Source organism: Alcaligenes sp. YSL9 (genome assembly GCF_030515105.1).
GTDB classification, from domain to species: domain Bacteria; phylum Pseudomonadota; class Gammaproteobacteria; order Burkholderiales; family Burkholderiaceae_B; genus Alcaligenes; species Alcaligenes phenolicus.
In genome coordinates, this window is the sequence record NZ_JALXJU010000001.1 from 1,727,455 (window position 1) to 1,753,690 (window position 26,236).

The 26,236-nt window shown below is 55.7% G+C and carries 20 protein-coding genes; 12 read left to right on the forward strand and 8 right to left on the reverse strand.

The features are described 5' to 3' along the window. Positions 1–2: 2 nt before the first annotated feature. The 3 genes from M2Q46_RS07990 to M2Q46_RS08000 form a co-directional block, all read right to left on the reverse strand. Positions 3–1,082 carry an HlyD family secretion protein gene (locus M2Q46_RS07990; RefSeq protein WP_009459316.1) on the reverse strand — a complete coding sequence of 360 codons (1,080 nt, stop codon included), beginning with the start codon at positions 1,080–1,082 and terminating at the stop codon, positions 3–5. Beyond that, positions 1,079–2,584: an efflux transporter outer membrane subunit gene (locus M2Q46_RS07995; protein ID WP_302357014.1), complete on the reverse strand. Its 1,506-nt coding sequence runs from the start codon at positions 2,582–2,584 to the stop codon at positions 1,079–1,081. Before M2Q46_RS07995 ends, M2Q46_RS07990 begins: the two co-directional genes overlap by 4 nt. Before the next feature lie 136 nt (positions 2,585–2,720). Beyond that, positions 2,721–4,475 (reverse strand): alpha/beta hydrolase, encoded by a 1,755-nt coding sequence (locus tag M2Q46_RS08000; protein ID WP_302357015.1) that lies wholly within the window; start codon positions 4,473–4,475, stop codon positions 2,721–2,723. A 465-nt stretch (positions 4,476–4,940) separates the two neighbouring features. On the opposite strand from M2Q46_RS08000, the gene M2Q46_RS08005 reads away from it, so the two are divergent. The 3 genes from M2Q46_RS08005 to queC all read left to right on the forward strand — a co-directional run bounded on the left by M2Q46_RS08005 (position 4,941) and on the right by queC (position 7,244). Then, positions 4,941–5,606: a TetR/AcrR family transcriptional regulator gene (locus M2Q46_RS08005; protein ID WP_035272014.1), complete on the forward strand. Its 666-nt coding sequence runs from the start codon at positions 4,941–4,943 to the stop codon at positions 5,604–5,606. Positions 5,607–5,856: 250 nt separating this feature from the next. Continuing rightward, positions 5,857–6,531, forward strand: a complete 675-nt coding sequence (locus M2Q46_RS08010) for a 7-cyano-7-deazaguanine/7-aminomethyl-7-deazaguanine transporter (protein ID WP_022983354.1) — start codon at positions 5,857–5,859, stop codon at positions 6,529–6,531. Continuing rightward, positions 6,528–7,244: a 7-cyano-7-deazaguanine synthase QueC gene (gene queC, locus M2Q46_RS08015; RefSeq protein WP_302357016.1), complete on the forward strand. Its 717-nt coding sequence runs from the start codon at positions 6,528–6,530 to the stop codon at positions 7,242–7,244. The genes M2Q46_RS08010 and queC overlap by 4 nt, the downstream gene beginning before the upstream one ends. 28 nt (positions 7,245–7,272) lie before the next feature. Here the strand turns inward: queC and M2Q46_RS08020 are convergent, their stop codons facing one another. From M2Q46_RS08020 to serC, 3 genes are all read right to left on the reverse strand, one after another. Further along, the gene (locus M2Q46_RS08020; protein WP_302357018.1) at positions 7,273–8,058 is read right to left on the reverse strand and encodes a DUF6216 family protein; all 786 of its coding nucleotides are present in this window, start codon (positions 8,056–8,058) and stop codon (positions 7,273–7,275) included. Positions 8,059–8,110: 52 nt separating this feature from the next. Then, positions 8,111–9,400, reverse strand: coding sequence for a serine hydroxymethyltransferase (glyA, locus tag M2Q46_RS08025; RefSeq protein WP_302357019.1), 1,290 nt, complete (start codon positions 9,398–9,400; stop codon positions 8,111–8,113). Between the two features lie 73 nt (positions 9,401–9,473). Next, positions 9,474–10,556 (reverse strand): 3-phosphoserine/phosphohydroxythreonine transaminase, encoded by a 1,083-nt coding sequence (gene serC / locus M2Q46_RS08030; RefSeq protein WP_302357020.1) that lies wholly within the window; start codon positions 10,554–10,556, stop codon positions 9,474–9,476. 127 nt (positions 10,557–10,683) lie between these two features. On the opposite strand from serC, the gene M2Q46_RS08035 reads away from it, so the two are divergent. Further along, complete coding sequence (locus M2Q46_RS08035; protein WP_021446938.1) at positions 10,684–12,189, forward strand: PLP-dependent aminotransferase family protein; 1,506 nt, start codon at positions 10,684–10,686, stop codon at positions 12,187–12,189. A gap of 11 nt (positions 12,190–12,200) precedes the next feature. Here the strand turns inward: M2Q46_RS08035 and glyA (M2Q46_RS08040) are convergent, their stop codons facing one another. Then, complete coding sequence (gene glyA / locus M2Q46_RS08040) at positions 12,201–13,496, reverse strand: serine hydroxymethyltransferase (RefSeq protein ID WP_052159405.1); 1,296 nt, start codon at positions 13,494–13,496, stop codon at positions 12,201–12,203. 666 nt (positions 13,497–14,162) lie between these two features. Between glyA (M2Q46_RS08040) and M2Q46_RS08045 the strand changes: the two genes are divergently transcribed. The 5 genes from M2Q46_RS08045 to M2Q46_RS08065 all read left to right on the forward strand — a co-directional run bounded on the left by M2Q46_RS08045 (position 14,163) and on the right by M2Q46_RS08065 (position 19,863). Next, the gene (locus M2Q46_RS08045) at positions 14,163–15,116 is read left to right on the forward strand and encodes a diiron oxygenase (RefSeq protein ID WP_226349036.1); all 954 of its coding nucleotides are present in this window, start codon (positions 14,163–14,165) and stop codon (positions 15,114–15,116) included. After that, a complete protein-coding gene (locus M2Q46_RS08050; protein WP_302357021.1) occupies positions 15,113–16,165 on the forward strand; it encodes a 2Fe-2S iron-sulfur cluster-binding protein in 1,053 nt (350 codons plus the stop codon). Before M2Q46_RS08045 ends, M2Q46_RS08050 begins: the two co-directional genes overlap by 4 nt. A gap of 32 nt (positions 16,166–16,197) precedes the next feature. Next, positions 16,198–16,920, forward strand: coding sequence for a glutamine amidotransferase (locus M2Q46_RS08055; protein ID WP_083053174.1), 723 nt, complete (start codon positions 16,198–16,200; stop codon positions 16,918–16,920). Next, entirely contained in the window at positions 16,917–17,786 is an 870-nt protein-coding gene (gene pdxK / locus M2Q46_RS08060) for a pyridoxine/pyridoxal/pyridoxamine kinase (protein WP_302357023.1), read from the forward strand. Before M2Q46_RS08055 ends, pdxK begins: the two co-directional genes overlap by 4 nt. 85 nt (positions 17,787–17,871) lie before the next feature. Continuing rightward, complete coding sequence (locus M2Q46_RS08065) at positions 17,872–19,863, forward strand: choline BCCT transporter BetT (protein ID WP_035271998.1); 1,992 nt, start codon at positions 17,872–17,874, stop codon at positions 19,861–19,863. On the opposite strand, the gene soxR is transcribed toward M2Q46_RS08065, so the two are convergent. Next, positions 19,860–20,336 (reverse strand): redox-sensitive transcriptional activator SoxR, encoded by a 477-nt coding sequence (gene soxR, locus M2Q46_RS08070; RefSeq protein WP_009459330.1) that lies wholly within the window; start codon positions 20,334–20,336, stop codon positions 19,860–19,862. The genes M2Q46_RS08065 and soxR overlap by 4 nt on opposite strands. A 281-nt stretch (positions 20,337–20,617) precedes the next feature. On the opposite strand from soxR, the gene M2Q46_RS08075 reads away from it, so the two are divergent. From M2Q46_RS08075 to M2Q46_RS08085, 3 genes are read left to right on the forward strand one after another with little or no spacing between them, the layout of a single operon-like run. After that, positions 20,618–21,691, forward strand: coding sequence for an efflux RND transporter periplasmic adaptor subunit (locus tag M2Q46_RS08075; protein WP_035271994.1), 1,074 nt, complete (start codon positions 20,618–20,620; stop codon positions 21,689–21,691). Next, positions 21,688–24,804, forward strand: a complete 3,117-nt coding sequence (locus tag M2Q46_RS08080; RefSeq protein ID WP_247966521.1) for a MexW/MexI family multidrug efflux RND transporter permease subunit — start codon at positions 21,688–21,690, stop codon at positions 24,802–24,804. The genes M2Q46_RS08075 and M2Q46_RS08080 overlap by 4 nt, the downstream gene beginning before the upstream one ends. Continuing rightward, positions 24,801–26,234 (forward strand): efflux transporter outer membrane subunit, encoded by a 1,434-nt coding sequence (locus M2Q46_RS08085; protein ID WP_083053172.1) that lies wholly within the window; start codon positions 24,801–24,803, stop codon positions 26,232–26,234. Before M2Q46_RS08080 ends, M2Q46_RS08085 begins: the two co-directional genes overlap by 4 nt. The last annotated feature ends 2 nt before the right edge of the window (positions 26,235–26,236 follow it).

Genomic DNA, 26,236 nt, shown 5'->3' on the forward strand with positions numbered 1-26,236 from the left:
GTTTACTCCGTCAAGGTGGAAGTCAGCGACTCAGGCCAGCTGGCATTGGGGTCCAGCTTTACCCAGGCCACACCGGGCAAGCCGGTCTTGACTTGCTCCAGGTGCTTTTTCAACAGCTCGGGGGCAATCTGGGCCTTGACGCGGAACATCAGTTTTTGGCGCTCCGAGGCCGTTTCCACACTCTTGGGAGTGAACTGGGCAGAGCTGGCCACGAAGGACACGGTGGCTGGAACCGGGATGTCCGGAATGGCATCCAGCACCAGACGCACCTCGGTACCCAACGCCACCTTGCCGGCCACTTCGCTGGGCAGGAAGAAAGTCATGTACACATCGGACAGGTCCAGCACGTTCAGCACACGGCCACCCGCACCCAGTACTTCACCGGGCTGGGCGACACGAAACTGCACGCGACCATCGCGGGGGCTGACCAGCTCACTGTCGCGCAAGTCAGCTTCGATACGGGCCACAGCAGCCTTGGCGGCCTCCACGGCAGATTGGGCACCGATCAGCTGAGCTTTGGCAGCATTAATGGCCGCTTCTGCGGCATTGGCCTGGGCCTTGGTAGCAGCTACCGCAGCCTGAGCACCACGCACGCGGGCACGGTCATCATCCAGTTCCTGCGCCGAAGCGGCACCTTCTTTGGACAAGGTGGTGGAACGCGCCAGACGACGTTGGGCTGCGTCCAGTTCCGACTCACGTTGACCAATCAAGGCTTTGGCAGCGATGGCATCGCTTTCACGCAAGGCCACTTGGGCCTGAGAGGCCGCCACATTGTTTTCAGCCTGACGCAAACCAGCCACAGCTTCATCGCGGGCCGCTTCCAGACTGTCTTGCTGCATGATGGCCAGCACTTCACCTTCTTTGACGAAATCGCCCTCGTGGGCGGCGATGCTTTGGATACGTCCGGCAAACTTGGTGGAGATATCAATCTCGGTCGCCTCGATACGGCCATTACCACTGACAAAGCCAGCGCCAGGGCCGGTATTGGACATTTTCTGCCATGCCCACCACCCCAGGCCCAGAACACCGGCAACGATTAGGACAGGAACAAGATTTTTTTTCAAAGAGGATTGTTTGCTCATAGCTGGCTCGAGGATGGATCCGAATTAGAGGAGTTATGGGTGTTGGTCAGGGGCTCGGAGGGGTCCAGCCCACCGCCCAAGGCGCTATACATGGCAATCTGGCTGGCCAGGAGCGCACGACGCGTTTGCACCACTTGCTGCTCCACATCCAGCAAGTCACGCTGCGCATCCAGCACTTCCAGATAGGCAGCCGAACCGTTGTCGTAACGCATCTGCGCCAGACGGGCGCGCTCGGTCTGGGCGCTGCGGGCGACCAGCTGAACGTCCAACTGCTGGCTTAACCAGTGGCGTGTCGACAAGGCGTCCGACACTTCACGAAAGGCGGTTTGAATAGTTTTCTCGTATTCCGCAATGCGCATGTCGCGACGCACATAGGAGGCGTCCAGATTCGCGCTGCGGCGGCCACCATCAAAGATGGGCAGGGAGATGGTTGGAGCAAACATCCAGGCCTTGCTGCCGGAATCAAACAAACCATCCAGCTCGGCGCTGGCGGTGCCGAAATTGCCAGTCAAGGCAATACGGGGGAAGAAAGCGGCACGGGCAGCCCCAATATTGGCATTGGCGGCACGCAACTTGTGTTCAGCCGCAATAATGTCGGGACGCCAGACCATCAGGTCCGAAGGCAAACCGGGGGACAGCTCGGCCAACATGATGTTTTCATTCAAAGGCGCACCGGTTGGAGACACGCCCGGATCGGCCCCCAGAAGCTGTTGCAAGGCATGTAGTTGCACCGCACGTTGCTGTTCCAGCTGGGCCAGCATGGACTGAGCCTGCGTCAGCAAGGTTTGCACCTGCGTCACATCCAATTTGGACGTTGCGCCAACTTCATAACGACGGGAGAAAATGCGGTAAGACTCCTGACGAGTCTCTACACTTTTGCGGGCGATCTGCACGCGTTCGTCCAGCTCGCGCACCACAATATAGTTATTGGCCACTTGCGAGACCAAAGCGACATGCACGGCTTGTCGGCCTGCCTCGGTAGCCAGCCAGCCTTGCAAGGCAGCATCTTCCAGGCTACGTACGCGGCCCCATAAATCCAGCTCCCAACTGGTCAAACCGACCTGGGCGCGGTAATCACCCCCTGTCACCGCCTGGCCGCTGGGGTTCATGTCCCCAGGCACACGCGAGCGAGCAGCTTGCCCCCCTACGGTAAATTCAGGAAAGCGTTCGCTGCGCTGCAAATTCAGCATGGCACGGGCTTCGTCCACCCGTAAAACAGCCACGCGCATATCACGGTTATTTTCCAGCGCAGTCTCAATGAGCTTGCTCAGAACCGGGTCTTTAAAGTATTCGCGCCAACCCAGATCACGCGCTCGCACCGCATTGGCCGGGCCTGCGGACAGGTCCGAGTAAGCCTGGGGAACGGGGGAAGCGGGCTGATCGTAATCGGGTGCCATCGAGGCACAACCCGCCAGGGTGACCAGCAAGGCAGCCAGCGCGAAATGAGGGCGACGCGCAGCGCTTCGGTGCTTGAGACTCAAATCGTAGGTCTGTGGGGCCATTGGAAAAAATGCCTAATGAGAAAAAGGGAACTGCCGTCAAGGCAAAACAGCACGTCAGCGATGGGCTTTGCGCCTATCGCCGACATCAAACAGAGCGACAAGCTCACCATTTAGCGAGCTTGTATGAACTGACTGCTTACTTCACTAATACGTATTGACCGGGAGCCGGGCCGATTGGGACGTAGCCCTGTTTGGCGGCACCCATTTGCGGTGGTTTCACCTCCGCTCCCGAGCGCGCCTTGAGCCATTCCGTCCAGGCGGGCCACCAGGAGCCCTGATGCGAGGCGGCTTGTGCCTGCCAGTCGTCCACCAGAACAGGCGCAGTGCCTGCTGCGCGGGTCTGAATCTGATATTTGCGACGCGGATGGCCCGGTTCGCTGACAATCCCGGCGTTATGCCCACCTGTGGTCAAGACAAAGGTGATTTCGGCAGGCACCAGATAATGCAACTTGTAAACAGAGCGCCAGGGGGCAACGTGATCGGAAACAGTACCGACACAAAAAATAGGCAAATTAACTTGCGCCAGAGAAACGATACGGCCTTCAACCGGATAACGGTTTTGACTTAAATCATTATTCAAATACATGCGGCGCAAATATTGCGAATGCATGGTCGCGGGCATACGCGTGGCGTCTGCATTCCAGGCCATTAAATCGTTCAAGGGGCGGCGTTCGCCCAATAAATATTTATTAACCATGGGCGCCCACAATAAATCAGCGGAGCGCAGCATTTGAAAAGCGGCTTCCATCTGATTGGCGCGTAAATAGCCCTCGTCGGCCATCTGAGCTTCCAGCAGGCTGACCTGACTTTCGTCAATGAACAGGGACAAATCGCCCGGCTCGGAAAAGTCGGTTTGGGCCGCAAAGAACGTCAGGGAGGCAAGCCTGTCGTCTCCATCGCGTGCCATGGCAGCCGCGGCAATCGCCAGCAAGGTGCCGCCCAGGCAATAGCCGGTGGCGTGGATTTTCTGGCCGGGAACAATGGCGTTGACAGCATCCAGGCTGGCCTTCCAGCCCAGGCGAATGTAGTCGTCCATCCCGAAGGCATGATCTTCGGCAAGCGGGTTTTTCCAGGACAGGCAAAACACCGTGTGGCCTTGATCCACCAGGTATTTGATCAGGGAATTTTGTTCGGACAGATCCAGAATGTAGTACTTCATGATCCAGGCCGGAACGATAAGCACAGGCTCTGGATGGACCTGCTTGGTAGAAGGCGTGTACTGGATCAGTTCGACCAGTTCGTTACGTAGTACCACCTTGCCCGGCGTGGCCGCCACATCCTTGCCGACCACAAAATCTTCGGTGCCTACGGGCGGTTCACCCGCGAACTGGGCCTGCATATCCTGCTGCCAGTTCGCCAGGCCACGGCTGAAGTTATCCCCCTGTTCTGCAAGGGTTTTATCCCACACCAAGGGGTTGGTCCAGGCAAAGTTGCTGGGGCTGAGCATGTTCAACCATTGCTCTGCACCAAAGGCAATCAGTTTTTGATGATGAGGCTCCACACCGGCTACGCCTTCCGTGGCACTTTGCCACCACTGCTGCTGCGCCTGATAGGTTTGTCGCAGCAAATTAAAAGGCCAACGATCCCAGGCGGGGTCCGAAAAGCGGCGGTCGGTATAGGCAGGCGCTGCAGCTTGCTCTGAGGTTTGCGAAGACGACTGGGCCGATGCGGCCAGCTCCTCGCTCCATTCACGAAATAGCTGTTCCCACTGGCTTTGCGCCAACTGCCGCAACTGTTCTTGTTTGCCAGGGCTAAGGGCCAGATGACGTATCCAGTCCATCCAGGCAAGAAACTGCGATTCGGGGGAGATGGAACTCCAGATACGAGCCCAGGCGGCTCGTGCGGATGCGTCTAACTGCTCAGTCTGATCAAGGGACTGCCTGCTAACCATTGCCACTCCGCAAAAAGTACATACAAAAAGCAGATACGACTGCTTAGTCTTTTTAATAATACACCAGTTTACATCTAAACTTTTTGTATGCAGGCCTTTTAATAAAGAGCCATAAAAAACCTTTGCGTTAGATCAAGTTCATGGCAGATAAAAAACGACCAGCCTCAGCCACATTTGTTGTTATACCGTGCCTGTTATGGAATAGGGAAATAAAAAAAAGTGAAAAAACAAATAAAGCCTCACTAAAAAACTCAGGCTTTTAAAAAAAACAAAGGCGATGCAATCCAGTGAAACAAGCGGTAACCCAGACTCATGGCACAACTATTATTTCCACAGCAATGTGACAAAACAAGCACAGCCCCTCGTCAAGCCCTCAAGCCGCAGCCAGGCTGGCTTGCCATCGGCCTGGGACAAGTGGCCTGATATACTGCAAGCCCCATATCTTGCCCATCCCCACAGGATGACATGACAGACACGCACCAAAATAAACCTCCTAAAAACGAAAGCACAAACAAGCGACGTTACTTACCGTCAGCTGAGCGCAAACGCGAAATCCTGAAAGCCGCTTTTGAAGAGTTTTCTCATCGGGGATTTCTGGGTACTTCGCTGGAGCGCATCGCCGCGCGCGCCGGGATATCCAAGTCCGGCATCTACGCGCACTACAGCAGCAAAGATGAAGTGTTCGAGGACATGCTCCACAGCACTCTGCTGCCGCCTGATGGCAATACCTTTGAGTTATCCGATACCTCCGAGGCAGACACCCTGTCCTGTATCGTGGATGAGTACCTGCACCAGTTGTATGAACGCCTGTCCAACCCGGACGTGCAAGCCATGTTCAGGCTTTTGATGACAGAAAGTGGCCGCGTGCCGGATCTGGCCCATTACTGGGGCAAACAGCTCCTGAGCCAGAACTACACCGCCAATCAGGCGTTTTTTGAACTGGGCATACAGCGAGGTCTCATCCGCCCCGACGTCAGTTCCTCCGACTACATCCTGGCCGCCTCTCCCTCCCTGATGTGGCTGATGGTTTTGCTGGTTCTGGGACCACAGAACTCGCCCGTGCCCTTTGAAGAAGTACACCAGTTGCACAAGCGCTTGCTGATAGAGTGCCTGCAACCTGCATCGGCCTAAGGGCTGCTCATCAAGAACGAGCCAAACAAGTTCGTTTGCTTTGGCAAGCGGGCTTGTTTGAGCCTCTGCAAGCCCCCTACCCCTTTTTTGTGCCATAAGCCTCATCAAGGCAGACGTATAAGCGCGTCTGATGCACACGCTACACTTGCGGGCAACAACCATTCCATCGAACCGCAACTGACCGTACAATAGTAGGCTGCAGTCCATTTCCAATGGGTTCCCTCACCCCATCCACCAAAAAGGTCCAGACATGACTCTGCCTACCGTGCCGTCTTCACGGCTGTCGTTCTACGTGCGACTTCTGATTGCCTTTCACATTTTTATTGTGATTGCCAGCAATTATCTGGTTCAACTTCCTATTGAACTATTCGGCTTTCATAGCACCTGGGGAGCCTTCAGCTTTCCCTTTGTTTTTCTGGCTACCGACCTGACCGTCCGCTTGATGGGCAAGTCCGAAGCGCGCCGCGTGATTACCCGCGCGATGTTTCCAGCCCTGATCGCCTCTTATGTGGTCTCGGTGCTTTTTAATGAAGGCCAGTTCAACGGTTTGCAAGCACTGGGCGAATTCAACAGCTTTGTGTTCCGTATTGCCTTGGCCAGCTTTGCCGCCTATGTATTAGGGCAACTGCTGGATGTACAGGTCTTTGATCGCATCCGTCGCGACTACAAACAATGGTGGCTTGCTCCAGCGGCCGCCTCGATCTTTGGGCAGGCACTGGATACCTTGGCCTTTTTCGGCATCGCTTTCTGGCACAGCAGCAATCCCTTCATGGCCGAACACTGGGGCGAGATCGCCGTCGTCGATTACGTCATCAAACTGGGCGTCAGCCTGCTGCTGTTTGTACCCATGTATGGCGTACTGCTCAACTCCCTGATCAGCACCATGAAGCGCCGTGCCCTGAGCACCGCACAGGTCAAAGCATGAAGCCACACACTCCCCGCCGCCGGGCACTGGTTCTCTTTTCGGGCGGACAGGATTCGGCCACCTGTCTGGCCTGGGCTTTGGACCGCTTTGCCTTTGTAGAAACCGTGGGCTTTGACTACGGCCAACGCAACCATGCGGAATTGCAGTGTCGACAGACACTAAGAGACAAGCTTTGCCAGCAGTTCCCGCACTGGGCAGAGCGCCTCGGGCAAGACCATGTGCTCGATGCCAGCGTACTGGCTCAGATAGGCGGCAGCGCCATGACTGAATCCATGACTATCGCCATGCAGGAAGATGGTCTGCCCAATACCTTTGTGCCGGGTCGAAACCTGCTGTTCTTTACCCTGGCTGGCGCACTGGCCTACCGTCGGGGACTGGATACACTGGTTGGCGGCATGTCTGAAACCGATTATTCGGGCTACCCGGACTGCCGTGACAACACGCTGAAAGCACTGCAAGTGGCATTAAGCCTGGGGATCGAGCGCCCACTGACCGTGGAAACACCACTGATGTGGCTGGATAAAGCAGATACCTGGGAGCTGGCCCACCAGCTGGGCTCGGATGCTTTAGTGAAGCTGATTCAGGAAGACAGCCATACCTGTTACCAGAACGAGCGGGAAACCCTGCATGACTGGGGATATGGCTGCGGGCAATGCCCGGCTTGTGAGCTGCGGGCTAAGGGGTATGGGGATTGGAAGCTGTGGGGCTACTAAGCCCCCAATTCCCTACCCCAGAAACCAACTACGGCTTATTGACCAACTTGTGTACTCGAGAAGCGGTTGAAAAAGATGAAAGTTCAATTTTAAAAACAATTAAAAAATAAAAAAAAACAAAAAAAGAAAAAACCCCAAAATATTTCTGAGCAGCCATCCCTGAGCGAAAACTCTTCAAATAACTCTCACTACCCATATTCATACACATATAATCAATTTCATCCGGACTCAACGGTAAATCCGCCCCTTTAAAACCACCAAAGCAATCTTTTTTCCGAAGAACCCAATCCTGCTCATTTGTTAGCGGAAATGCACTGAAGTAATCTTCACCTTGCCATGCCCAGACTTTACTTTCTTTAAATTGCACCAGAACCCTGGAGCTTAATGAAAAGCCAACTGACATAATGAGCAGCATAAGCACTAATAAAGCGGCTCCAAAAACACCTCCCCCATAGCACTTCGTCGGCTCCGTGACCTCTTGCTTATCCCAATCTACCCACTTGCCAGCTTTACCTAATTCTCGTAAAGAGACAGACAAGCGCTTGGACCACCGCACAGCCCTTTGTACCGAATCAATAGACTGCACACCTTTCACGCCAAACATCAACTTAAACCGTTCTACATCCAAATTGTCTCTACGTTCCTTTTCCAAAAAATCATGATAATAATTTTCTTTATTAAAAAATGACCATAAATAATCCATAAGAACGAAATGGGCACCTTTTAACTTAAAAATCAAATATCCTAAAAAAGCCACCGTGAAGTAAAAACCAACCAAGATACGACCACTCAAGTCCACAGCGATTTCAATCATAAAAAAAACCCAACCACCAAAGCGGCTGGGCTCCTATAAAAAATTTATCAAATCAAAGCTGCGCTGGTTCCGTCTGCACCTGATACACCGGATAGCTTCGGCACAGACTCACAATTTTTTCGCGGATCTCGTGCTTGACCTTATCTAAAGTGCCAGCCTCATAGGCATCAAGCACATCACACAAGTAATGCGCCAGCTGCTCGCAGTCCTCCACCGTAAAGCCACGTGTCGTTACAGCCGGTGTTCCGATACGAATACCTGAGGTCACCATGGGCGAACGGGGATCATTGGGCACCGAGTTCTTGTTCACGGTGATATAGGCATCTGCCAAGGCATCACTGGCCTCTTGCCCGGTGTAGGGCTTGGTCGACAAGTTGATCAGCATCATGTGGTTATCTGTCCCGCCTGACACGATGTTGTGACCACGCTGCATCAGTACCGCCGCCATGGCGCGGGCATTACGCACCACGTTTTGCTGATAGGTACGGAATTCCGGCTGCAGAGCCTCTTTGAAAGCAATGGCTTTGGCTGCAATCAAGTGCATCAAGGGGCCGCCTTGCACGCCGGGGAATACAGCGGAATTCAGGCGTTTGTAGAAATCTTCGCTTTGCCCTTTAGCCATGATCACGCCACCACGTGGACCGCGCAGAGTTTTGTGCGTTGTGCTGGTGACCACATGGGCGTGTGGCAAGGGGCTGGGGTACTCACCCGCCGCCACCAGACCAGCTACGTGGGCCATATCCACCCAGAACCAGGCACCGACCTTGTCGGCAATCTGGCGCATACGCGCCCAATCCTTTACACGCGAATAGGCGGAGAAACCACCAATCAGCATTTTGGGCTTGGTCTCGATAGCAATGCGCTCCATTTCGTCGTAATCGATCAGCCCGGTTTGGGTATCAACGCCGTAAGGAACAATGTTGTAAAGACGCCCGGAAATATTGATGGGGTTACCGTGGGTCAGGTGACCACCCTGAGCCAGGTTCATCCCCATCACCGTATCGCCCGGTTTGAGCAAAGCCAGGAACACAGCAGTATTAGCCTGCGCTCCAGCATGAGGCTGTACGTTGGCGTAATCACAATCGAACACCGCTTTCAGGCGCTCGATAGCCAGACGTTCGGCTACATCTACAAATTCGCAACCGGCGTAGTAACGCTTGTCCGGATACCCCTCCGCGTATTTGTTAGTAAACACGGAGTTCTGAACCTGCATAACCAAAGGGCTGGCGTAGTTTTCCGAGGCAATCAGTTCTACGTGATCTTCCTGACGGCTTTCTTCGCCCTGAATGGCCTGAGCCAATTCCTTGTCGAATTCAGCCAGGTTGAGTGTGTTGTCGTACATCGCTTTTCCTTAAAAAAATTTCTACCCTCGTCGCGGCTACTTACTTGGCCGCCTTGCAAAGCAGGCGCACGCCCTAACCGTGCGTGCGCTTGAACTCGCGCATGAACTCTCCCAGCGCCTGTACCGCATCCAAGGTAACGGCGTTGTAGATGCTGGCGCGCAAGCCCCCCGTTGACTGATGGCCCTTCAAGCCGTGAAAACCATTCTTTTGCGCTTCTTCAACAAATAAAATATCTAAATCAGTTTCAGCAATATGGAATGGGACATTATTTATAGATCGATAGTCAGGCAAAACATTGTTGATATAGAAACCATCACTGCTATCAATAAGCTCATAGAGCAGCTGCGATTTTTTCTTATTTATTTTGTGCAATACTTCTATTCCACCAACACGCTCTATCCATTCCAGCATCAAACCCAGCACATACCAGGAAAAGGTTGACGGCGTATTTAATAGCGATTGCTTTTTTGCTTGAATGGAAAAATCCAAAGCTTGTGGCGTATTTGCCAAAGGCCTGTCTAAAATAGCGGGATTAAGTAATACCAGCGTAACACCGGCAATTCCCATATTTTTCTGAGCCGAGGCATAAATCAAATCGTGAGCCGAGACATCAATCGGTTTTGACATCAAGCTGGAGCAAGCATCACACACCAAGGGAATAGGTGAAGCAGGTGGTTTTGAAAATTGCAAGCCCTGTGCAGTTTCGTTCTCTGTGTAATGCAAGTACGCTGCATCCCGATTAATATTAGATTCATTAATCTCGGGAATACGATCAAATCCAGTTTCATAAGAACTGGCTACGATTTCGACATTCCCATATTGCTTGGCGGCATTAGCCGCCTGTTCCGACCATAAACCCGTATGTATATAGTCCGCTGTGTTTGCTTGATGAAGCAAGTTCATCGGTATTTGAGAAAACTGCAGGTACGACCCTCCTTGCAGGAGCAAGACGTGATAGTCCGTTGGCACGGCCAGAACACGACGCACAGCGGCGTCGGTACGATGGGCAAAATCCATGAAAGGCTGGGAACGATGGCTGATTTCCATCACGGACACCCCTGTGCCCGCAAAATCAAGCAGCTCATCACGTATTTGCAATAGAACATCCATTGGCAAGGCGCTGGGCCCTGCGCTGAAATTAAAGGCTCGGGACATACTTGCTGAGATCCTGTACAAACCTGAACGCCGGAACAGGCCCCCCCCTATTTCGGCAATGACAATCAAGTCTACGAGCACAATGGTCTGACTAGTCAGACCATTAATATTCTCTGGAGCAGACCGCATGACGCGTTCGTTTGAACTGGACACCTTGAAGATGCGTCTTAACGATGACGAACTTCAATCCCTGGATCTTCACCAGCGCATTCAGCGTGCCTTGCGGGCATTGATTCTGGATGGCGCCCTGGGTCCGGGGGTCAAGCTGCCTGCCACACGCTCCCTGGCCAAATCCTTGGGCATGGCCCGCGATACGGTTGAAAACGCCTATGTTCAACTGCATCGAGACGGCTTTATCGTGCGGCGCGAGGGCTCGGGCAGCTATGTTTCCGAGTCGGTCGGCACGGAACTGCGCGGCAGTGCCTATCGCCGCATCAAAGCCCAGGATCTGAAACGCAGCGTAATGGAACCCGGTACGGGCTTAAGCCGTCGGGGTCGCGCCGTGTTTGAAAGTGGCGGCATTGCCGATCAACAGACCATCAAGGCCTTTGCCACTGGCCTGCCGGAAACCCGCAACTTCCCCACCGATGTGTGGGAACGCCTGCAGCGTCAGGCCATGAAAGACTATCGAGCCAACATCCTGCTGCATGGCGATCCGCAAGGCACCGAGTCCCTGCGTAAAGCGATTGCCGTGTACCTGAATCTGGAGCGTGGTGCGAAGGTCTCCGCTGATCAGATTTTGATTCTGAGCAGCACGCGCCAGGCCTTGTTTCTGTGCGCGCAATTACTGGTCGATGCTGGCAAACCTATTCTGGTTGAAAATCCTGGCTACTTCGGCGCCCGCAAAGCCTTTGAAGCAGCCGAGGCTCGTGTCGTACCAATTGGCGTGGACGAGCAAGGCTTGCGCACCGATCTGCTGAATGAAGATCGCAGCGGCGCGAACTGCATTTACGTGACACCCTCACACCAGTACCCCACCGGGGCCACCATGTCCCTGGAACGTCGTCTGGAGCTCATACACTGGGCGGCTGAAAATGGCCGCTGGATTATGGAAGACGACTACGACAGCGAATTTCATTACGACGGCTTACCCACGGCGTGTGTGCAGGGGCTGGATAAATACCAACGCACAATTTACTTGGGCACTTTCAGCAAAACCCTGTATCCAGGCCTGCGCATGGGCTATATGGCCCTGCCACCCGAGCTGGTCAAACCATTCACCCAGGCACGCAGCATCATGGATGGTCACACACCGCAAATCCTGCAGCTGACGCTGGCGCGTTTTATGGAAGACGGACATTACAACTCGCATATTCGCGCCATGCGCAAGCTGTATGCCGGGCGGCGGGAGATCATGCTGGAAGCCATCGAGCAGCACTTGCAAGGAATCGTTCGTGCGGCCCGACCTGAAGGCGGTTTGCAGATTCCCTGCTTTCTGGAGCCGGGCTGGTCAGAAGAACACACGCTGCGCCGCGCTTTGAGTGCTGGCGTTCAACTGCCGGGTTTGAGCCGTCTGTACATTGGTGAAGAAAAACAACAGGGCTGGCTGCTGGGCTATGCCTCCCTGACCGCCTACGAGATCGAGTCCGCCATGTTGCGTCTGGCCAACGCTCTGCGTCAGGGCAAAGGCTGAGCCGGGAAAAATCAATACATCAAGGGATATCGCCGGTTCAGGTCTGCGACCCCTTCCAAAATGGCATTCTCGGTGCGGGGATTGCGCGAACCACTGCGCACCCCGCCCAGCAAGGCCAGAATCATGTCGCCAATTTCCTTGAAATCATCTTCGCCCAAACCGCGAGTCGTACAGGCGGCACTGCCGACCCGTACCCCCGAGTAGGCGCCAGAGGCTTGCTCATACGGCACACGGTGTTTACTCAAGCTAATGCCCAGCTGAGCCAGAACCTGCTCCACCAAAGGCCCGGACAGCCCCCAAGGGCGCAAATCCACCACACCAAAATGACAGTCTGTTCCCCCTGACACCACCGTCAGCCCACCTTCGGACAAGCGGCGACACAAGCTGCGCGCATTGATGATGACGGACTGGGCATAGGCTTTATAGGATGGGCTCATCGCTTCACCCAAAGCCACCGCCTTGGCGGCCAGAATGTTCAGCAAAGGTCCGCCTTGCAGCCCTGGATATACGGCCTGACTTAAGCGCTCGGCCAGCTTGGGCTCATTGCTCAAGATAATCCCACCCCGCGGTCCGCGTAAGGTGCCATGTGTGGAAAAGGTCGTGACATGGGCATGTTTGACAGGTGATTCCATCAGACCGGCCGCCACCAGCCCCGCGCCGTGGGCCAAATCCACCATTAAATAAGCGTTGATTTCATTGGCGATATTTCTGAATTCGGCAAAATTTGGCGTACGTGAATAGGACGAACCTCCGGCAATGATCAACCGTGGCCGTTCCTTGTGGGCCAGGGCACGAACCTCGTCCATATCGACCCACTGCGTTTGACGATCCACTCCATACGAGCAAGTCTGAAACCAGCGTCCGGACACATTGAAATGCGAACCGTGGCTAAGGTGCCCGCCCGCACTTTGATCCAGCGCCAGAATCGTGTCGCCCGGTGAGAGCAAGGCCAGATACACCGCCAGATTGGCCTGGCTGCCCGAGTGCGCCTGCACATTGGCGTAAGAGGCCCCAAAAACCGACTTGGCCCGCTCGATAGCCAGCTCTTCGGTTTGATCGGCTTGTTCGCACCCGCCGTAAATCCGTTGCCCAGGATAGCCTTGCGCCTGCTTGTTGCTGAGCAAGGAGCCCTGCACATCCAAAACGGAGCGGCTCAGGTAATTCTCGGAAGCGATCAGCTCAATGGTGTGTTGTTGGCGACGCCGTTCGGCTTCGATGATGTCCCAAAGATTGCGATCACTTTGCTGTAGAAATTGCGAACCCGCCAGAGGCTGGTGGGGGGTGTCGCCACCGGCAAGACTCTTCATGGGAGTTCCTGTTTAGAGATTAGCCACGATAGGGTCGTGGCTCATTGCCCGATACCAGGCAAAAGTGCTGCCCTGGACGCACGGACTCCAAGGGCGAAAGATAAACATCCTATTCTGTTTATCGACCTATAAAACAGTCCATTAAAAATTAATTCACCAGACCACTTTTAATTATTGTTATTTGAATAAACATTCAAAGCATAAAGAATTCAAAATCCTCTGAAACACAGAGAGAACGCCAATCCCGATTATCCTGGTCAAGAATTAAAACAAGATTCAAATTTTTATTATTAAGTGGTCTGTCAAATGATCTTGAAATGGTCTGTCATTTATTGTCATAGGATCATTAGAATGCAGCCAACGAATACTCAACACCCATACTTCTAAACGCTCAAGCAGATTATCACCTTTCTCAATCTGTGCACGATAAAAAACATCCCCAGTTTTCCCACGACTACAGGAAACGCCATTGCTTTAACGGCAGTTCAACCACGCTGATCCCCACGGTTCAAGAAACCCGGCAACGGGATTTTTTTGGGCCTTGTCCATAAGAATCGGCAAATCCTTTTAAGCCTGCGATTTTCCATTTGGAAATAAAGATAGGTGGAATAAAGAAACGACCTGTTCATTTCGAACAGATCGCAATCAACAGCAAGGAAGTTTGAAATGACAATCAAAAGCTACGAAACTGATGACGCCGTACGTAATATGCTGCAAAAACTGTCGGTACTTTGGAAAAACCGGGCTGCCGTGAATCAGGAACTGCCTGACTACAACAATCTGGCTTTCGATCCCAACAAGGCCGATTTCAGCGAATGCCTGCTGCCTTTTCGCGAGCATCAGGCCTGGCTGGAAGCTCCTGAAGAATTGAAATCGCAGTGCTTGTCCTATGCCTGGGGCATTTACAACCTGAAGACCATTTACGTTGAGTGCAACGTGGTCACGCCTTCTTGCGAAGACATCATCAAGACCCCGCCCCCAAGCGCCAACCGCAATCTGCTGCAAGACGTGATGTCCCAGGCCTTGCTGGACGAGGCCCTGCACACTCGCATGTCCATCATGGCCTGCAACTACATCTACTCCATGCGTGGTCTGACGCCCCTGGATTTCACCAATTTCAACCTGGTGCAGTGGCGCAATGACATCCTGAGCCAATGCGGTTCCGAATCCGAGCGTCGTCTGACCCGCTTTGCCATTGCCTGCGCATCCGAGACCCTGATTACCGACTACCTGAAGACCATGGCCGAGGACAAGAGCATCCAGACCGTGTGTCATGAAGTTACCCGCACCCATGCCATGGACGAGTGGAGCCACTCCAGCGTGTTCAGCTTTGTGGCGTCGGACATCATTCACGGACTGAGCCAGAAAGAGCGCGAGCATATGCGCGCCGTTATTTTGCGCACCGTAGAAATGTTCGCCAACAATGAAATGGGCGCCTGGGAAAAAGTCTTCTCCATGGTGAATTTCCCCCATGCCCGCGACATTTTGCACGACACCGGCGACTCCAACGAAATTGGCGTGTACACCGGCTCGGTAGAAAGCCTGATCGAGCGCATTGGCCTGAACAGCAAGTCCGGCAAGGCTCCTGCCGAGGCCGAACAACAGGAGGCGCTGCAATGACAGCCATGATTCAGGCGCGCTGCGAGACCGTTCGCCCCGAGGCCGGAAACGTCAAAGTGTTTACCTTGCGGGTGCAGGGCGGCCATTTTGATTTTCTGCAAGCCTTGCAGGCAGGCAAGCACGTCGCCCTGAGCTACCCCGATACCGGCGGCACCATTCAACAGCGTATGTATTCGATCACTCGTGTGGCCGATCCAGACCTGATTGAAATTGCCGTAAAAGGGTCGGGGCGCAATAGTGTTTCCGATCACTTGCACGCCACCTTGCGCGAGGGCATGAGTGTGCCCCTGCAATATGTGGCGGGTGAAATCTCGGTGAACTCTATTGTGGGTTACGAGCGTATCGCCATGATCGCAGGCGGCATTGGCATTACCCTGCCCATTGCCTTGCTGCGTGAGTTGGCGGCGCGAGCCCAGGACGGCTTGCCTGTACCACAAGTACATTTGCTCCTCAGTATTGCCCGTATTGCCGACATTCCCTTCCTGCATGAACTGCTGCAACTGGATCTGGGCACCAGCTGGTTCACGCTGACCGTGTTTGTCACACAGGAAAAGATTCGCGAAAGCGCTCATTTCAAAGTGGGTCGCCCCTCTTTTGAAAATATGGAGCAATTGAAAGACCCGCAGGCCGTGGTGATTTGCGGCAGCCATGGGTTTGCCCAGGCCTTGCGCGAATACACCATTCAGGCGCACCCCATCTCGCACATGTTGATTGAAGCCTTTTCCCCGCCCGCCAGTTCCGGCGTGGAAATCCTGCCTGAAGCAGGCAGTCCCCCCTTGCAAATCAATGTGCGCAGCACCGGGCAAACGCTCTCGCCTGAACCGGGCAGCAGCTTGCTGGAAATGCTGGAGGCCGCCGATGTGCCTATTCGCAGTCAATGCCGCTCGGGCATTTGCGGCGCGTGCCGGGTACAGATTTCGGAGGGCGAGTACCGCTCTGAACCGGATTTTTGCCTGAGCGACCAGGACAAGGCCCAGGGCCATGCACTGGCATGTTGCACCTTCCCCTTATCGGGTGCCATTAATGTAGACATCGGTACCACGAGCTGACATCCTTACCATCTGGATTGAAAGAACCTCTTATGAAGAAAGTCATCGCACTGCGTCATATCCATTTTGAAGACTTGGGCACACTGGAACCTGTTCTGATCGAACAGGGCTACCAAGTTCAATACATTGACCCTTCCGTCGAGTCACTGCGTCACGTGGGTGAACAGGACGCTGACCTGCTGGTTGTATTGGGCGGGCCAATCGGCGCCTACGACGAAAAGATTTACCCCTTCCTGTCTGATGAGCTGGAACTGATCAACAAGTTCTTGCTGGCAGGCAAACCTTTGCTGGGCATTTGCCTGGGCGCACAACTGATTGCGCGCGCCCTGGGCGCCAATGTCTACCCCCTGGGTGTGAAAGAAATCGGTTTCTCTCCGTTGAAACTGAGCGAAGCGGGCAAAGAATCGCCCCTGGCCGCCGTTAGCGGCATTCCCGTCCTGCACTGGCACGGGGATCAGTTCGATATTCCAGACGGAGCCATTCACCTGGCCAGCACGGACGTAGGCCCCAATCAGGCCTTCTCCTTCGGAACCCAAGTACTGGGCCTGCAATTTCACCTGGAAGCCGACACCAGCAAGCTGGAACGCTGGCTGGTTGGTCATGCCAACGAACTGGGACAAGCTGATATCGATCCGCAAATGCTGCGTCTGGAAGCCATGGCGGTACAAAAACGCCTGCACGCCGCTGCCGCTACGGTCCTGACCAGCTGGCTCAGCCAACTTAAACAGGCCAGTTCCGCTGATTGCACTGCATGAACACTGCTGCTGTAACGTTTGTCGATCGTGAACGACATCCCTACCATGTGGATGTCGTTTCGATTCAGTCTCAAGTCGTCTACGGTCGGGTAGGCAACAATGTTGCCGGCCCGACTTTGCGTAGACACGGCTTTAAAGTGGCCGCCGTTCCCACCGTGTTGCTCAGCAACAACCCGCAATACCCCACGATGCACGGCGGTGCTGTCCCCGATGAATGGCTGGAAGGCTTTCTGAATGATCTGGTCTTGCGCGGTGCGCTGGACAAGGTACGCGCTGTCCTGATCGGTTATCTGGGCAGCGCCAATCAAGCCGTCATCATTGCGCGCTGGTTAAAAGCGTTGCTGCAAGAGCACCCTGACACTCTGGTGATAGTGGACCCGGTCATCGGCGATCTGGATGTAGGCGTCTACGTAGACCCGGCACTGATCCCCGCCTATCACGAAACCTTGCTGCCGCTTGCCACGGGCCTGACCCCCAATAATTACGAGCTGTCCTTGCTGTCCCAACAGCCTTGCGACACCATCCAGGGCAGTTCCAGTGCCGCGCACGCCTTGCTAAATGGCCGGACCGAATGGGTCATTGCCACCAGTGCCGCCCCCGACTCCTGGCAGGATGGTCAGATCAAATTATTGATGTCCCGCAAGGAGCCGCGTGCCGACACCCTGCTTAGCCATCCACGCGTGGATTGCGCTGCCAAAGGCACCGGAGACCTGTTTGCCTCCACCTTGCTGGCCCATCTGATTTTGGGTGCAGACCTGCATTCTGCGGTGCATACGGCCAGCGCCAGTGTGCTGCATCAGTTGGAATTAACCCGCCAGGCCGGACATCAGGAATTAATTTTGCCAATAGATCCTTTCCGAGCCTGAGCAAATATTTCCTAATCTAACAAACCTTTCAACCGGCAGTCGTTCTCGTTAAGCTGTGCCCTCTTAGTTACAAACGGAGCATGACATGGGGCTGCCTTTTAAAAGCACGCTACATCCACGGGTGTTCTGGGGATCTACCTTTATCGTCCTGGTCTTTTTGCTGATCGGGATTATTTTCCCTAAAGACGCCGCACTTATTTTTGAGCAGTTACAAAACTGGGTCATCAAAAGTTTCGGCTGGTTCTATATCCTGGCTGTGGCCCTGTTTTTCTTTGCCGTCGTCTATCTGGCATTAAGCCGCTACGGCAATTTGAAATTAGGGCCGGACGACTCGGAGCCTGATTACCCCTATCTCACCTGGATGGCGATGCTATTTGCTGCCGGTATGGGGATTGGCCTGATGTTCTTTGCCGTGGCCGAGCCACTGCAACACTTCTCGGCCCCGCCCTCGGGCCTGGCCAGCACAGTGGAAGCCGCCCATCAGGCGCAGATCATCACCTTCTTTCACTGGGGCGTTCACGCCTGGGCCGTCTATGCGGTCGTTGGCTTGTCGCTGGCTTACTTCTGCTTTCGCTACAACCTGCCTTTAACCATTCGCTCGGGCCTGTATCCCTTGTTTGGCAAGCGTATCGAAGGCTGGATTGGCGATAGCGTGGATATTTTCGCTGTTTGCGGCACGCTATTTGGTATTGCTACCTCCATGGGTTTGGGCGTACTTCAAATCAATGCTGGTCTGGAGCATTTATTTGGCTGGCCGCAGGAAACCTGGCTACAAATTATTTTGATTGTGGTGGTTACTTCGCTGGCTACCCTATCTGTTGTCAGCGGATTGGATGTTGGCATTCGCCGCCTGTCCGAACTGAATTTGCTGGTTGCCATTGCCTTGATGCTGTTTGTGCTCGCCGTGGGCCCTACAGCCTTTTTGATGAATGCTTTTGTACAGAATATCGGCGGTTATCTCGATAACTTCTTTGCACGCTCATTTAGTACACAAGCATTCCGCGGGCAAAGCTGGATGAAAGCCTGGACCCTGTTTTACTGGGCCTGGTGGATCGCGTGGTCGCCCTTTGTCGGCATGTTCATCGCCCGCATCTCGCGTGGCCGCACCGTACGTGAATTCGTACTGGGCGTCTTGCTGGTGCCCACCGTCTTCACCTTCTTCTGGATGACCGTTTTTGGCAACACTGCCATCTTCCTGGATATGGGTGTGGCGGCGGGCCAACTGGCCCAGGATGCTGCCGCGAATGCATCCGTGGCCCTGTTCGAGTTCCTGGAATACCTGCCTTGGTCCAATGTAACCTCGACCTTGGCAATTATTCTGGTAGCCATTTTCTTTGTGACCTCGGCCGACTCGGGCTCTTTGGTTATCGATACCCTGGCTGCCGGTGGGGTGGAAGACGCTCCAGTCTGGCAACGCATTTACTGGTGCGCGCTGGAAGGCACCGCTGCCTCCCTGCTCTTGCTGGCCGGTGGTCTGACAGCCTTGCAAACCGTCACGCTGGTCAGTGCCCTGCCCTTTGCCATCATCATGTTCTTGTTGATCCTGGGGCTGTTCAAAGGCATGAAGGCAGATATGTCACGATTGCGTCGTCAAGGCCCCATGTCCGGCCCGGCTCCCGGCTCGGAAGTGTCCTGGCGTCGACGCCTCTCGACGATCCTGCACACGCCCAACCAGCGGGACGCCCGTCGCTTCATGGGTGAAACCGTGGTTCCCGCCTTGCAGGCCGTGGCCGACGAGCTGGGCAAACGCAACCTGAACGTCAGCCTGGAGACCAGCGAGCAGGATACGGCCCAACTAACCATTCAGGCCGACAACCAGCGCAACTTTGTCTATGGCGTCGAGTTGCGCGCTCGCCGGGTTGCCAGCTTTACCGCGGCAGCAGCACGCAACGAACAGGCTCGCCCTCAAGAATGGCAAGTGCGTACTGTCTTTGCCGATGGCAGTCGGGGTTATGACTTGATGGGCCTGTCCTCCAGTCAGGTCATCAACGACATCCTGAACCACTTCGAGCGCTATCAGTCCCTGGTCACTTCCGAAGCCACCGCGCTGTACGCGCAGTCGCCCGACCCGAGCTAAGCCTCTGTTCCGGTCTCCAGTTTTCTTTCCAGAATCTGGGGACCGGGCCCTTGCTGGCCCAGAATATCGGCCGGATTACGCAAGGGACACTCACTCATGGACAAGCACCCACAGCCAATACAGTGGGTCAGCTCATCGCGCAGTCGCGTCAACTGCTCAATACGATCATTCAAACTGGCCTGCCAACGGCTGGACATGGCTCGCCATTGCTTGCTGGATGGCTTGCTGCCCGGTGGCAAACCACGCAAGGCCTCGTGGATTTCCTCCAGGGGAATCCCGGTACGCTGCGCCACTTTGATGATCGCAATATAGCGTAAAACCACCGAATCAAAACGACGCTGGTTCCCGCTATTCCGCGTACTGGCAATCAAGCCCTTGGCTTCATAAAAATGCACGGTCGAGACAGGGACACCACTGCGTTTGGCCACTTCTCCCACCGTCAAGGCACGACTGAAATCCACTGTTTTTGCCATCTTGACACCCCTTGACCTCAAGTTAACTTGAGGTTTTATAGTCCAGGTACCTAATTAAGGCAAGCCATGTTGGCTGCCTCTTTGTTGTCACAGGAACCTGCCATGCCTCCCCTCATTTGGATTCTGTTTGCCGGACCTCTGTCATGGTTACGGCAAGCCCAGCTTGTGTCAGCCACCTACTTCAAACCCGAAGACTGGTCGCAAAGTGATCAGCGATTCGGCTGGACTCTTCCCAACAAACAGCCTTTGTGGCCTTCTTCCCTGACAGGAGGGTCGGCAGCATGAGTTCGCGTCGTACTTGGATCATGATTCCCGTTCTGGCCGGCGTATTGGCCATAGGCTGGCGTTTGCTGCCAGCCTCGCAAGAAGCTCAAGCAGGGGGAGCCTATCCGCCTGCCGTCGTCGAACTATCCAGCGTCGAGTCCCAGACCGCTCCTCGTCTTTTGCATGCCGTCGGTGCACTGGAAGCCTGGCAGCAAGTGCTGCTCAGTGCAGAGACCAGCGGCCGTATTCGCAAGATTGATTTCACCTCCGGACAGCAAGTCAAGGCAGGCCAGCCACTGGTTTTGCTCAATGACGAACTGGAACAAGCCAGCGTGCGCCGCGAGCAGGCACAGGTCAAACAGGCCGCCATTCAGCTCACCCGTGTACGCAAGCTGAAGGAACAGCAAGCCGCTACCCAGGAGCAGTTGGATCAAGCCCAGGCCGATCACGCTGTGGCCCAGGCCCAACTGCAATATCAACGCGCTGAACTGGCCTTGAAACAGATTGCCGCCCCCTTCTCGGGTCGCATCGGTATCACCAGCTTGCATCAGGGCCACTACTTGCAACCCGGCCAAGCCATCGCCAGCCTGGTCGATGACAGTCAACTGCGTGTGAATCTGACCGTGCCAGAGCAAAGCCTGCCGGACCTGAAGGTGGGCCAGACCCTGCACGTACAGGTGGACGCCTGGCCAGGCGAGAACTTCCAGGCTGAAATCAGCGCCATCGATCCCTTGATTGGAGATTCGCGCACCGTGCGCCTGCAAGCGCTGCTGCCCAACCCGGACAATCGCCTGAAAGCGGGGATGTACGCCCGTGCTCAATTGAAGCGCCCCGCCGAAGCGCCCGTCCTGACCGTGCCCGAAACCGCATTGACCTACACCGCCTACGGCCAGACCGTGTTTGTGGCCTCCCCCACGGATCAGGGTCTGTGGCAGGTCAAGCGCGTGGCCGTACAAACTGGCGAGCAATGGGATGAGCGTGTCGAAATCATTGATGGCTTGAAAGCAGGCGACAAGGTTGTGAGCGCCGGCCAGATCAAGATTCAGGACGGCTCCACAGTACAAACCGCCAAGGACAAGGAGCCCGTATGAACACCACCTCCCGTCCCGGCTTTACCGACTTGTTCGTTCGTCGGCCGGTACTTGCCCTGGTGGTCAGCGCTTTGCTCCTGATGTTGGGGCTGTTCTCTTTGGACAAGCTGCCCATCCGGCAGTATCCCCTGCTGGAGAACTCCACCATCACGATTACCACCGAGTACCCCGGCGCCTCTGCACAACTGATGCAAGGCTTTGTCACCCAGCCCATCGCCCAGGCTCTGGCCTCGGTGGAAGGGGTGGATTACCTGTCCTCCAACTCCGTGCAAAGCCGCAGTGTCGTGACCTTGCGCATGGAGCTGAACCGCGACTCTACCCAGGCCCTGACCGAAGTCATGAGCAAGGTCAGCCAGGTGCGCTACCGCCTGCCTGAAGGCGCCTATGACCCGGTTGTGGAACGTTCCTCCGGGGACTCCACTGCGGTGGCCTATGTAGGCTTTTCCACGACGTCAATCTCCATCCCGGAACTGAATGACTATCTGTCCCGCGTAGTGGAGCCCATGTTCTCCACGATTGATGGCGTGGCGAAAATCCAGACCTTTGGTGGTCAAAAACTGGCCATGCGACTGTGGCTGGACTCGGACCGCATGGCGGGCTATGGACTGACAGCTGCCGATATTGCCCAGGCTGTGCGTGCCAACAACTATCAGGCCGCCCCCGGCATGGTCAAAGGCCAGCATGTCTTGAGCAATATTCAGCTCAATTCGGACCTGACCAGCGTGGCCGAATTTCAGGACCTGATCGTGCGCGAAGACGGCACCTCGCTGGTTAGACTGCGCGACGTAGGCAAGGTAGAGCTGGGAGCAGCAGCGACGGAAACCAGCGCCCTGATGGATGGCCTGCCCGCGATTCACCTGGGCTTGTTCCCCACTCCCGGCGGCAACCCCTTGCGGATTGTGGAAGGCATTCGTGATCGCCTCCCAGCCATTGAGGCCACCTTGCCTCCCGGCGTGGAAGTGGCCCTGGCTTTTGAAACCGCCCGCTTCATCCAGGCCTCGATTGATGAGGTGCTCAAGACCCTGACCGAAGCCATGATTATCGTGGTGCTGGTGATTTATCTGTGTCTGGGTTCTTTCCGCAGCGTGCTGATTCCGCTGGCTACCATTCCCTTGTCCATGTTGGGAGCAGCCGCCTTGATGCTGGCCTTTGGTTTCAGCATCAATTTGCTGACCTTGCTGGCCATGGTGCTGGCTATCGGACTGGTAGTGGACGATGCGATTGTGGTGGTTGAAAACGTACACCGTCACATTGCCGCCGGACGCTCACCCGTGGTGGCGGCTTTATTGGGCGCACGTGAAGTGGCCGGCCCAGTGATCGCCATGACCCTGACCCTGGCCGCCGTCTATGCCCCGATTGGTCTGATGGGTGGCCTGACTGGAGCACTGTTCAAAGAGTTTGCCCTGACGCTGGCCGGTGCCGTGCTGGTATCCGGGGTCGTGGCCTTGACCTTGTCCCCAGTGATGAGTTCCTTGCTACTGCCCTCACAGCAAGATGAAGGTCGCATGGCGCACCTGGCAGAGAGCTTCTTTGGTGGTCTGTCGGCCCGCTACGGTCGATTGCTGGCTCGCTCCTTGCGCCATCGCTGGATCACGGGCGCCATGGCCTTGCTGGTCTTTACCAGCCTGCCCGTGCTCTATCAAATGACGCACAGCGAACTGGCTCCCATTGAAGATCAGGCCAGCGTGCTGACAGCCGTGAAAGCTCCGCAAAATGCCAACCTGGCCTATGCCGAGCGCGACGGCAAGCTGCTGGATGACACGTATCGTGAAGTGGCCGAAACCGAAAGCACCTGGTTGATTGTGGGGACAGACGGCCCGGCTGCCAGCTTTGGCGGGATCAACCTGAAGGACTGGAGCAAGCGCGAGCGCGATGCCAGCGCCGTACAGGGTGAGCTGCAAGGACGTGTCAGCGCGATTCCCGGCAGCAGTATCTTCGCCTTCCAGCTTGCCCCCTTGCCCGGTTCCAGCGGCGGTCTGCCGGTTCAACTGGTGCTGCGCAGCCCCGGCGACTACCGCACGGTGTACGACACGATGGAGTGGGTCAAACAGCAAGCCCGTGAAAGCGGATTGTTCGTCGTGGTAGACAGCGATCTGGACTACAACAAGCCCGTTTCCCGCGTGGAAATTGACCGCAGCAAAGCGGCCAGCATGGGGATCAGTCTGCGAGATATTGCTGATTCCCTGGCCGTACTGGTGGGCGAGAATTACCTGAACCGCTTTTCGCTGGATGGTCGCTCGTATGACGTGATTCCACAAAGCCAGCGTGAACTGCGCCTGACGGCTCAAGCACTGACACGTCAGTTTGTACGCAGCGCCAATGGCGAGCTGGTGCCCTTGTCGGCCATGGTTCAAATCCACAGCGAAGTGGAGCCCAACAGCCTGCGCCAATTCAACCAGCAAAACTCGGCCACGCTGCAAGCCATTCCAGCACCGGGCGTCACGCTGGGACAGGCGGTGGGCTATCTGGACGACATCGCCCGTCAATTGCCTGCAGGATTCACGCATGACTGGCAATCGGAGTCGCGCCAATTCACCCAGGAAAGTCAGTCTCTGGTGTGGGCCTTCCTGGCCGCACTGGTGGTGATTTACCTGGTACTGGCCGCACAGTACGAAAGCCTGGTGGACCCCATCATCATTCTGGTGACGGTGCCCTTGTCCCTGTGCGGTGCCCTGCTGCCTTTGGCCCTGGGATTTGGCACGCTCAACATCTACACCCAGATAGGTCTGTTAACGCTGGTCGGCCTGATCAGCAAACACGGCATTCTGATGGTGGAGTTTGCCAATGAACTGCAATTCAAAGAGGGCCTGAAAAAGCCCGAAGCCATCTTGCAGGCCGCCCGCATTCGTTTGCGCCCTGTGCTGATGACAACCGGGGCCATGGTCTTTGGTCTAGTGCCTCTGCTGTTTGCCTCGGGTGCGGGTGCTAACAGCCGCTTTGGCCTGGGCGTAGTGCTGGTCTCGGGCATGTTGATCGGCACAATATTCACCCTGTTTATCTTGCCGACTTTGTATACCTTGCTGGCGCGTGATCACGCCCATCAAGCAGACACCCCGCGGGCGCGCGATTTGGCGCAAGCCCTGCGCCCTTCGACTGGAGAACACTCATCATGACGCCACAACTATCAAACAGGCTAGCGCCTGTGGCGCGTGCTCTGCGACTGGTGATCCCCAGCCTGATCCTGAGCGGTTGCGCTGTGGGGCTGGACACCTCCATTCCCACCGCTCCAAGCTTGGCCGACACCAACTGGAACAGCCAGTTCGCTCAAGCCACCGAGCAACGCGAAAACTGGTGGACCTTGCTGCAAGACCCGCAACTGAACGCCTTGATTGCCAAGGCCCTGGACCACAACCTGGATATTGCCCAGGCACAGGCCCGCTGGCGGGCCTCCCGCGCCCTGATCGACGAGCGCCAACACGACCGTCTACCCGCCATCACGGCCCACGCCAGCTACAACCGTAGCGGTTCACAATTTGCCGCGCCCGATGGCTCCATTGATCACGGTATTACCGAGAACTGGCGCCTGGGCATGCAGGCCACTTGGGAGATCGATCTGTTCGGTCGTCTGGAGCAACTGGCCCGTTCTGCGCAGGCTCGCAGCGAGGCCAGTGCAGACCAACTGGATCTGACTCGCCAGGCTATCGCGGCTGAACTGGCACGCCAATACGTGCAAGCCCAAGGTTTGCAACGGCAACTGGCTCTGGCTGAGGATGACGTACGCAGCTGGGAGCATACGATCAGGCTGGTGCAGGCTGGCGTCTCGCTGGGTCGGGAATTGCCGGAGAATCTGGACAATGCCCAGGCTGGTCTGGAGCGCGCCAAAACCCTGGTGCCCCAACTGCGCAGCGACCTGGAACTGGCTCGTTTGCGCATCCAGGTACTAAGCGGCGGGCAAGCCGGGAGCATTGATACGCCATTGCCCAGCGCCAAGGCACCCTTGGCCGCTTCCTTGCCGTTAGGCGATGTGAACGCCATGCTGTTCAACCGGCCTGACGTACGCGCCGCCCGGCAAGAAATCCTGGCCAGCTCGCACGAAGTGGCCGCCGCCACCGCCGAGCTGTACCCCCGCCTGGATCTGGCTGGCTTTATTGGCTTTTTTGCTTTGCGAGGTAGCGACCTGGGCCATGCTGCCCGTGCCTTTGATGTTTCACCTGCCATGCAATGGCCTGCCCTGCGCCTGGGCCATGCCAAAGCGCGCTTGCGTGGCATGGAGGCGGTGGCCGATGAATCACGCCTGCACTATCAACAAGTGCTGTTGCAAGCTCAGGAAGAAATTCAGGGCTCTTTGCAAAGGCTGACTCAACATCAGGAAAGCCTGCTTAGCCTGACGCGGGCGGCGTCACATCTGGAAAATGCCCATGAGCGTGCCTTGACGCGTTATGAAGTGGGAGCCGGTGCCTATCAGCAAGTGCTGGAAAATCAGCGCAGCCTGAACCAGACCCGGCAAGAACTGGCAATAGCGGAAACCGGCTCGTACCTGAATGTAATTGCCTTGTATCAGGCCTTGGGTTGGGGAGTGGCGACACCAAGCTCCACTGAGTAACT

Coding starts and splice junctions, on each gene's coding strand:
- M2Q46_RS08080 (WP_247966521.1), top strand. CDS start 21,688: ATGAACACCACCTCCCGTCCCGGCTTTACCGACTTGTTCGTTCGTCGG.
- M2Q46_RS07990 (WP_009459316.1), bottom strand. CDS start 1,082: ATGAGCAAACAATCCTCTTTGAAAAAAAATCTTGTTCCTGTCCTAATC.
- M2Q46_RS08010 (WP_022983354.1), top strand. CDS start 5,857: ATGACTCTGCCTACCGTGCCGTCTTCACGGCTGTCGTTCTACGTGCGA.
- queC (WP_302357016.1), top strand. CDS start 6,528: ATGAAGCCACACACTCCCCGCCGCCGGGCACTGGTTCTCTTTTCGGGC.
- M2Q46_RS08035 (WP_021446938.1), top strand. CDS start 10,684: ATGACGCGTTCGTTTGAACTGGACACCTTGAAGATGCGTCTTAACGAT.
- M2Q46_RS08065 (WP_035271998.1), top strand. CDS start 17,872: ATGGGGCTGCCTTTTAAAAGCACGCTACATCCACGGGTGTTCTGGGGA.
- M2Q46_RS08045 (WP_226349036.1), top strand. CDS start 14,163: ATGACAATCAAAAGCTACGAAACTGATGACGCCGTACGTAATATGCTG.
- M2Q46_RS08050 (WP_302357021.1), top strand. CDS start 15,113: ATGACAGCCATGATTCAGGCGCGCTGCGAGACCGTTCGCCCCGAGGCC.
- pdxK (WP_302357023.1), top strand. CDS start 16,917: ATGAACACTGCTGCTGTAACGTTTGTCGATCGTGAACGACATCCCTAC.
- M2Q46_RS07995 (WP_302357014.1), bottom strand. CDS start 2,584: ATGGCCCCACAGACCTACGATTTGAGTCTCAAGCACCGAAGCGCTGCG.
- M2Q46_RS08075 (WP_035271994.1), top strand. CDS start 20,618: ATGAGTTCGCGTCGTACTTGGATCATGATTCCCGTTCTGGCCGGCGTA.
- serC (WP_302357020.1), bottom strand. CDS start 10,556: ATGTCCCGAGCCTTTAATTTCAGCGCAGGGCCCAGCGCCTTGCCAATG.
- glyA (WP_052159405.1), bottom strand. CDS start 13,496: ATGAAGAGTCTTGCCGGTGGCGACACCCCCCACCAGCCTCTGGCGGGT.
- M2Q46_RS08020 (WP_302357018.1), bottom strand. CDS start 8,058: ATGATTGAAATCGCTGTGGACTTGAGTGGTCGTATCTTGGTTGGTTTT.
- glyA (WP_302357019.1), bottom strand. CDS start 9,400: ATGTACGACAACACACTCAACCTGGCTGAATTCGACAAGGAATTGGCT.
- M2Q46_RS08000 (WP_302357015.1), bottom strand. CDS start 4,475: ATGGTTAGCAGGCAGTCCCTTGATCAGACTGAGCAGTTAGACGCATCC.
- soxR (WP_009459330.1), bottom strand. CDS start 20,336: ATGGCAAAAACAGTGGATTTCAGTCGTGCCTTGACGGTGGGAGAAGTG.
- M2Q46_RS08055 (WP_083053174.1), top strand. CDS start 16,198: ATGAAGAAAGTCATCGCACTGCGTCATATCCATTTTGAAGACTTGGGC.
- M2Q46_RS08085 (WP_083053172.1), top strand. CDS start 24,801: ATGACGCCACAACTATCAAACAGGCTAGCGCCTGTGGCGCGTGCTCTG.
- M2Q46_RS08005 (WP_035272014.1), top strand. CDS start 4,941: ATGACAGACACGCACCAAAATAAACCTCCTAAAAACGAAAGCACAAAC.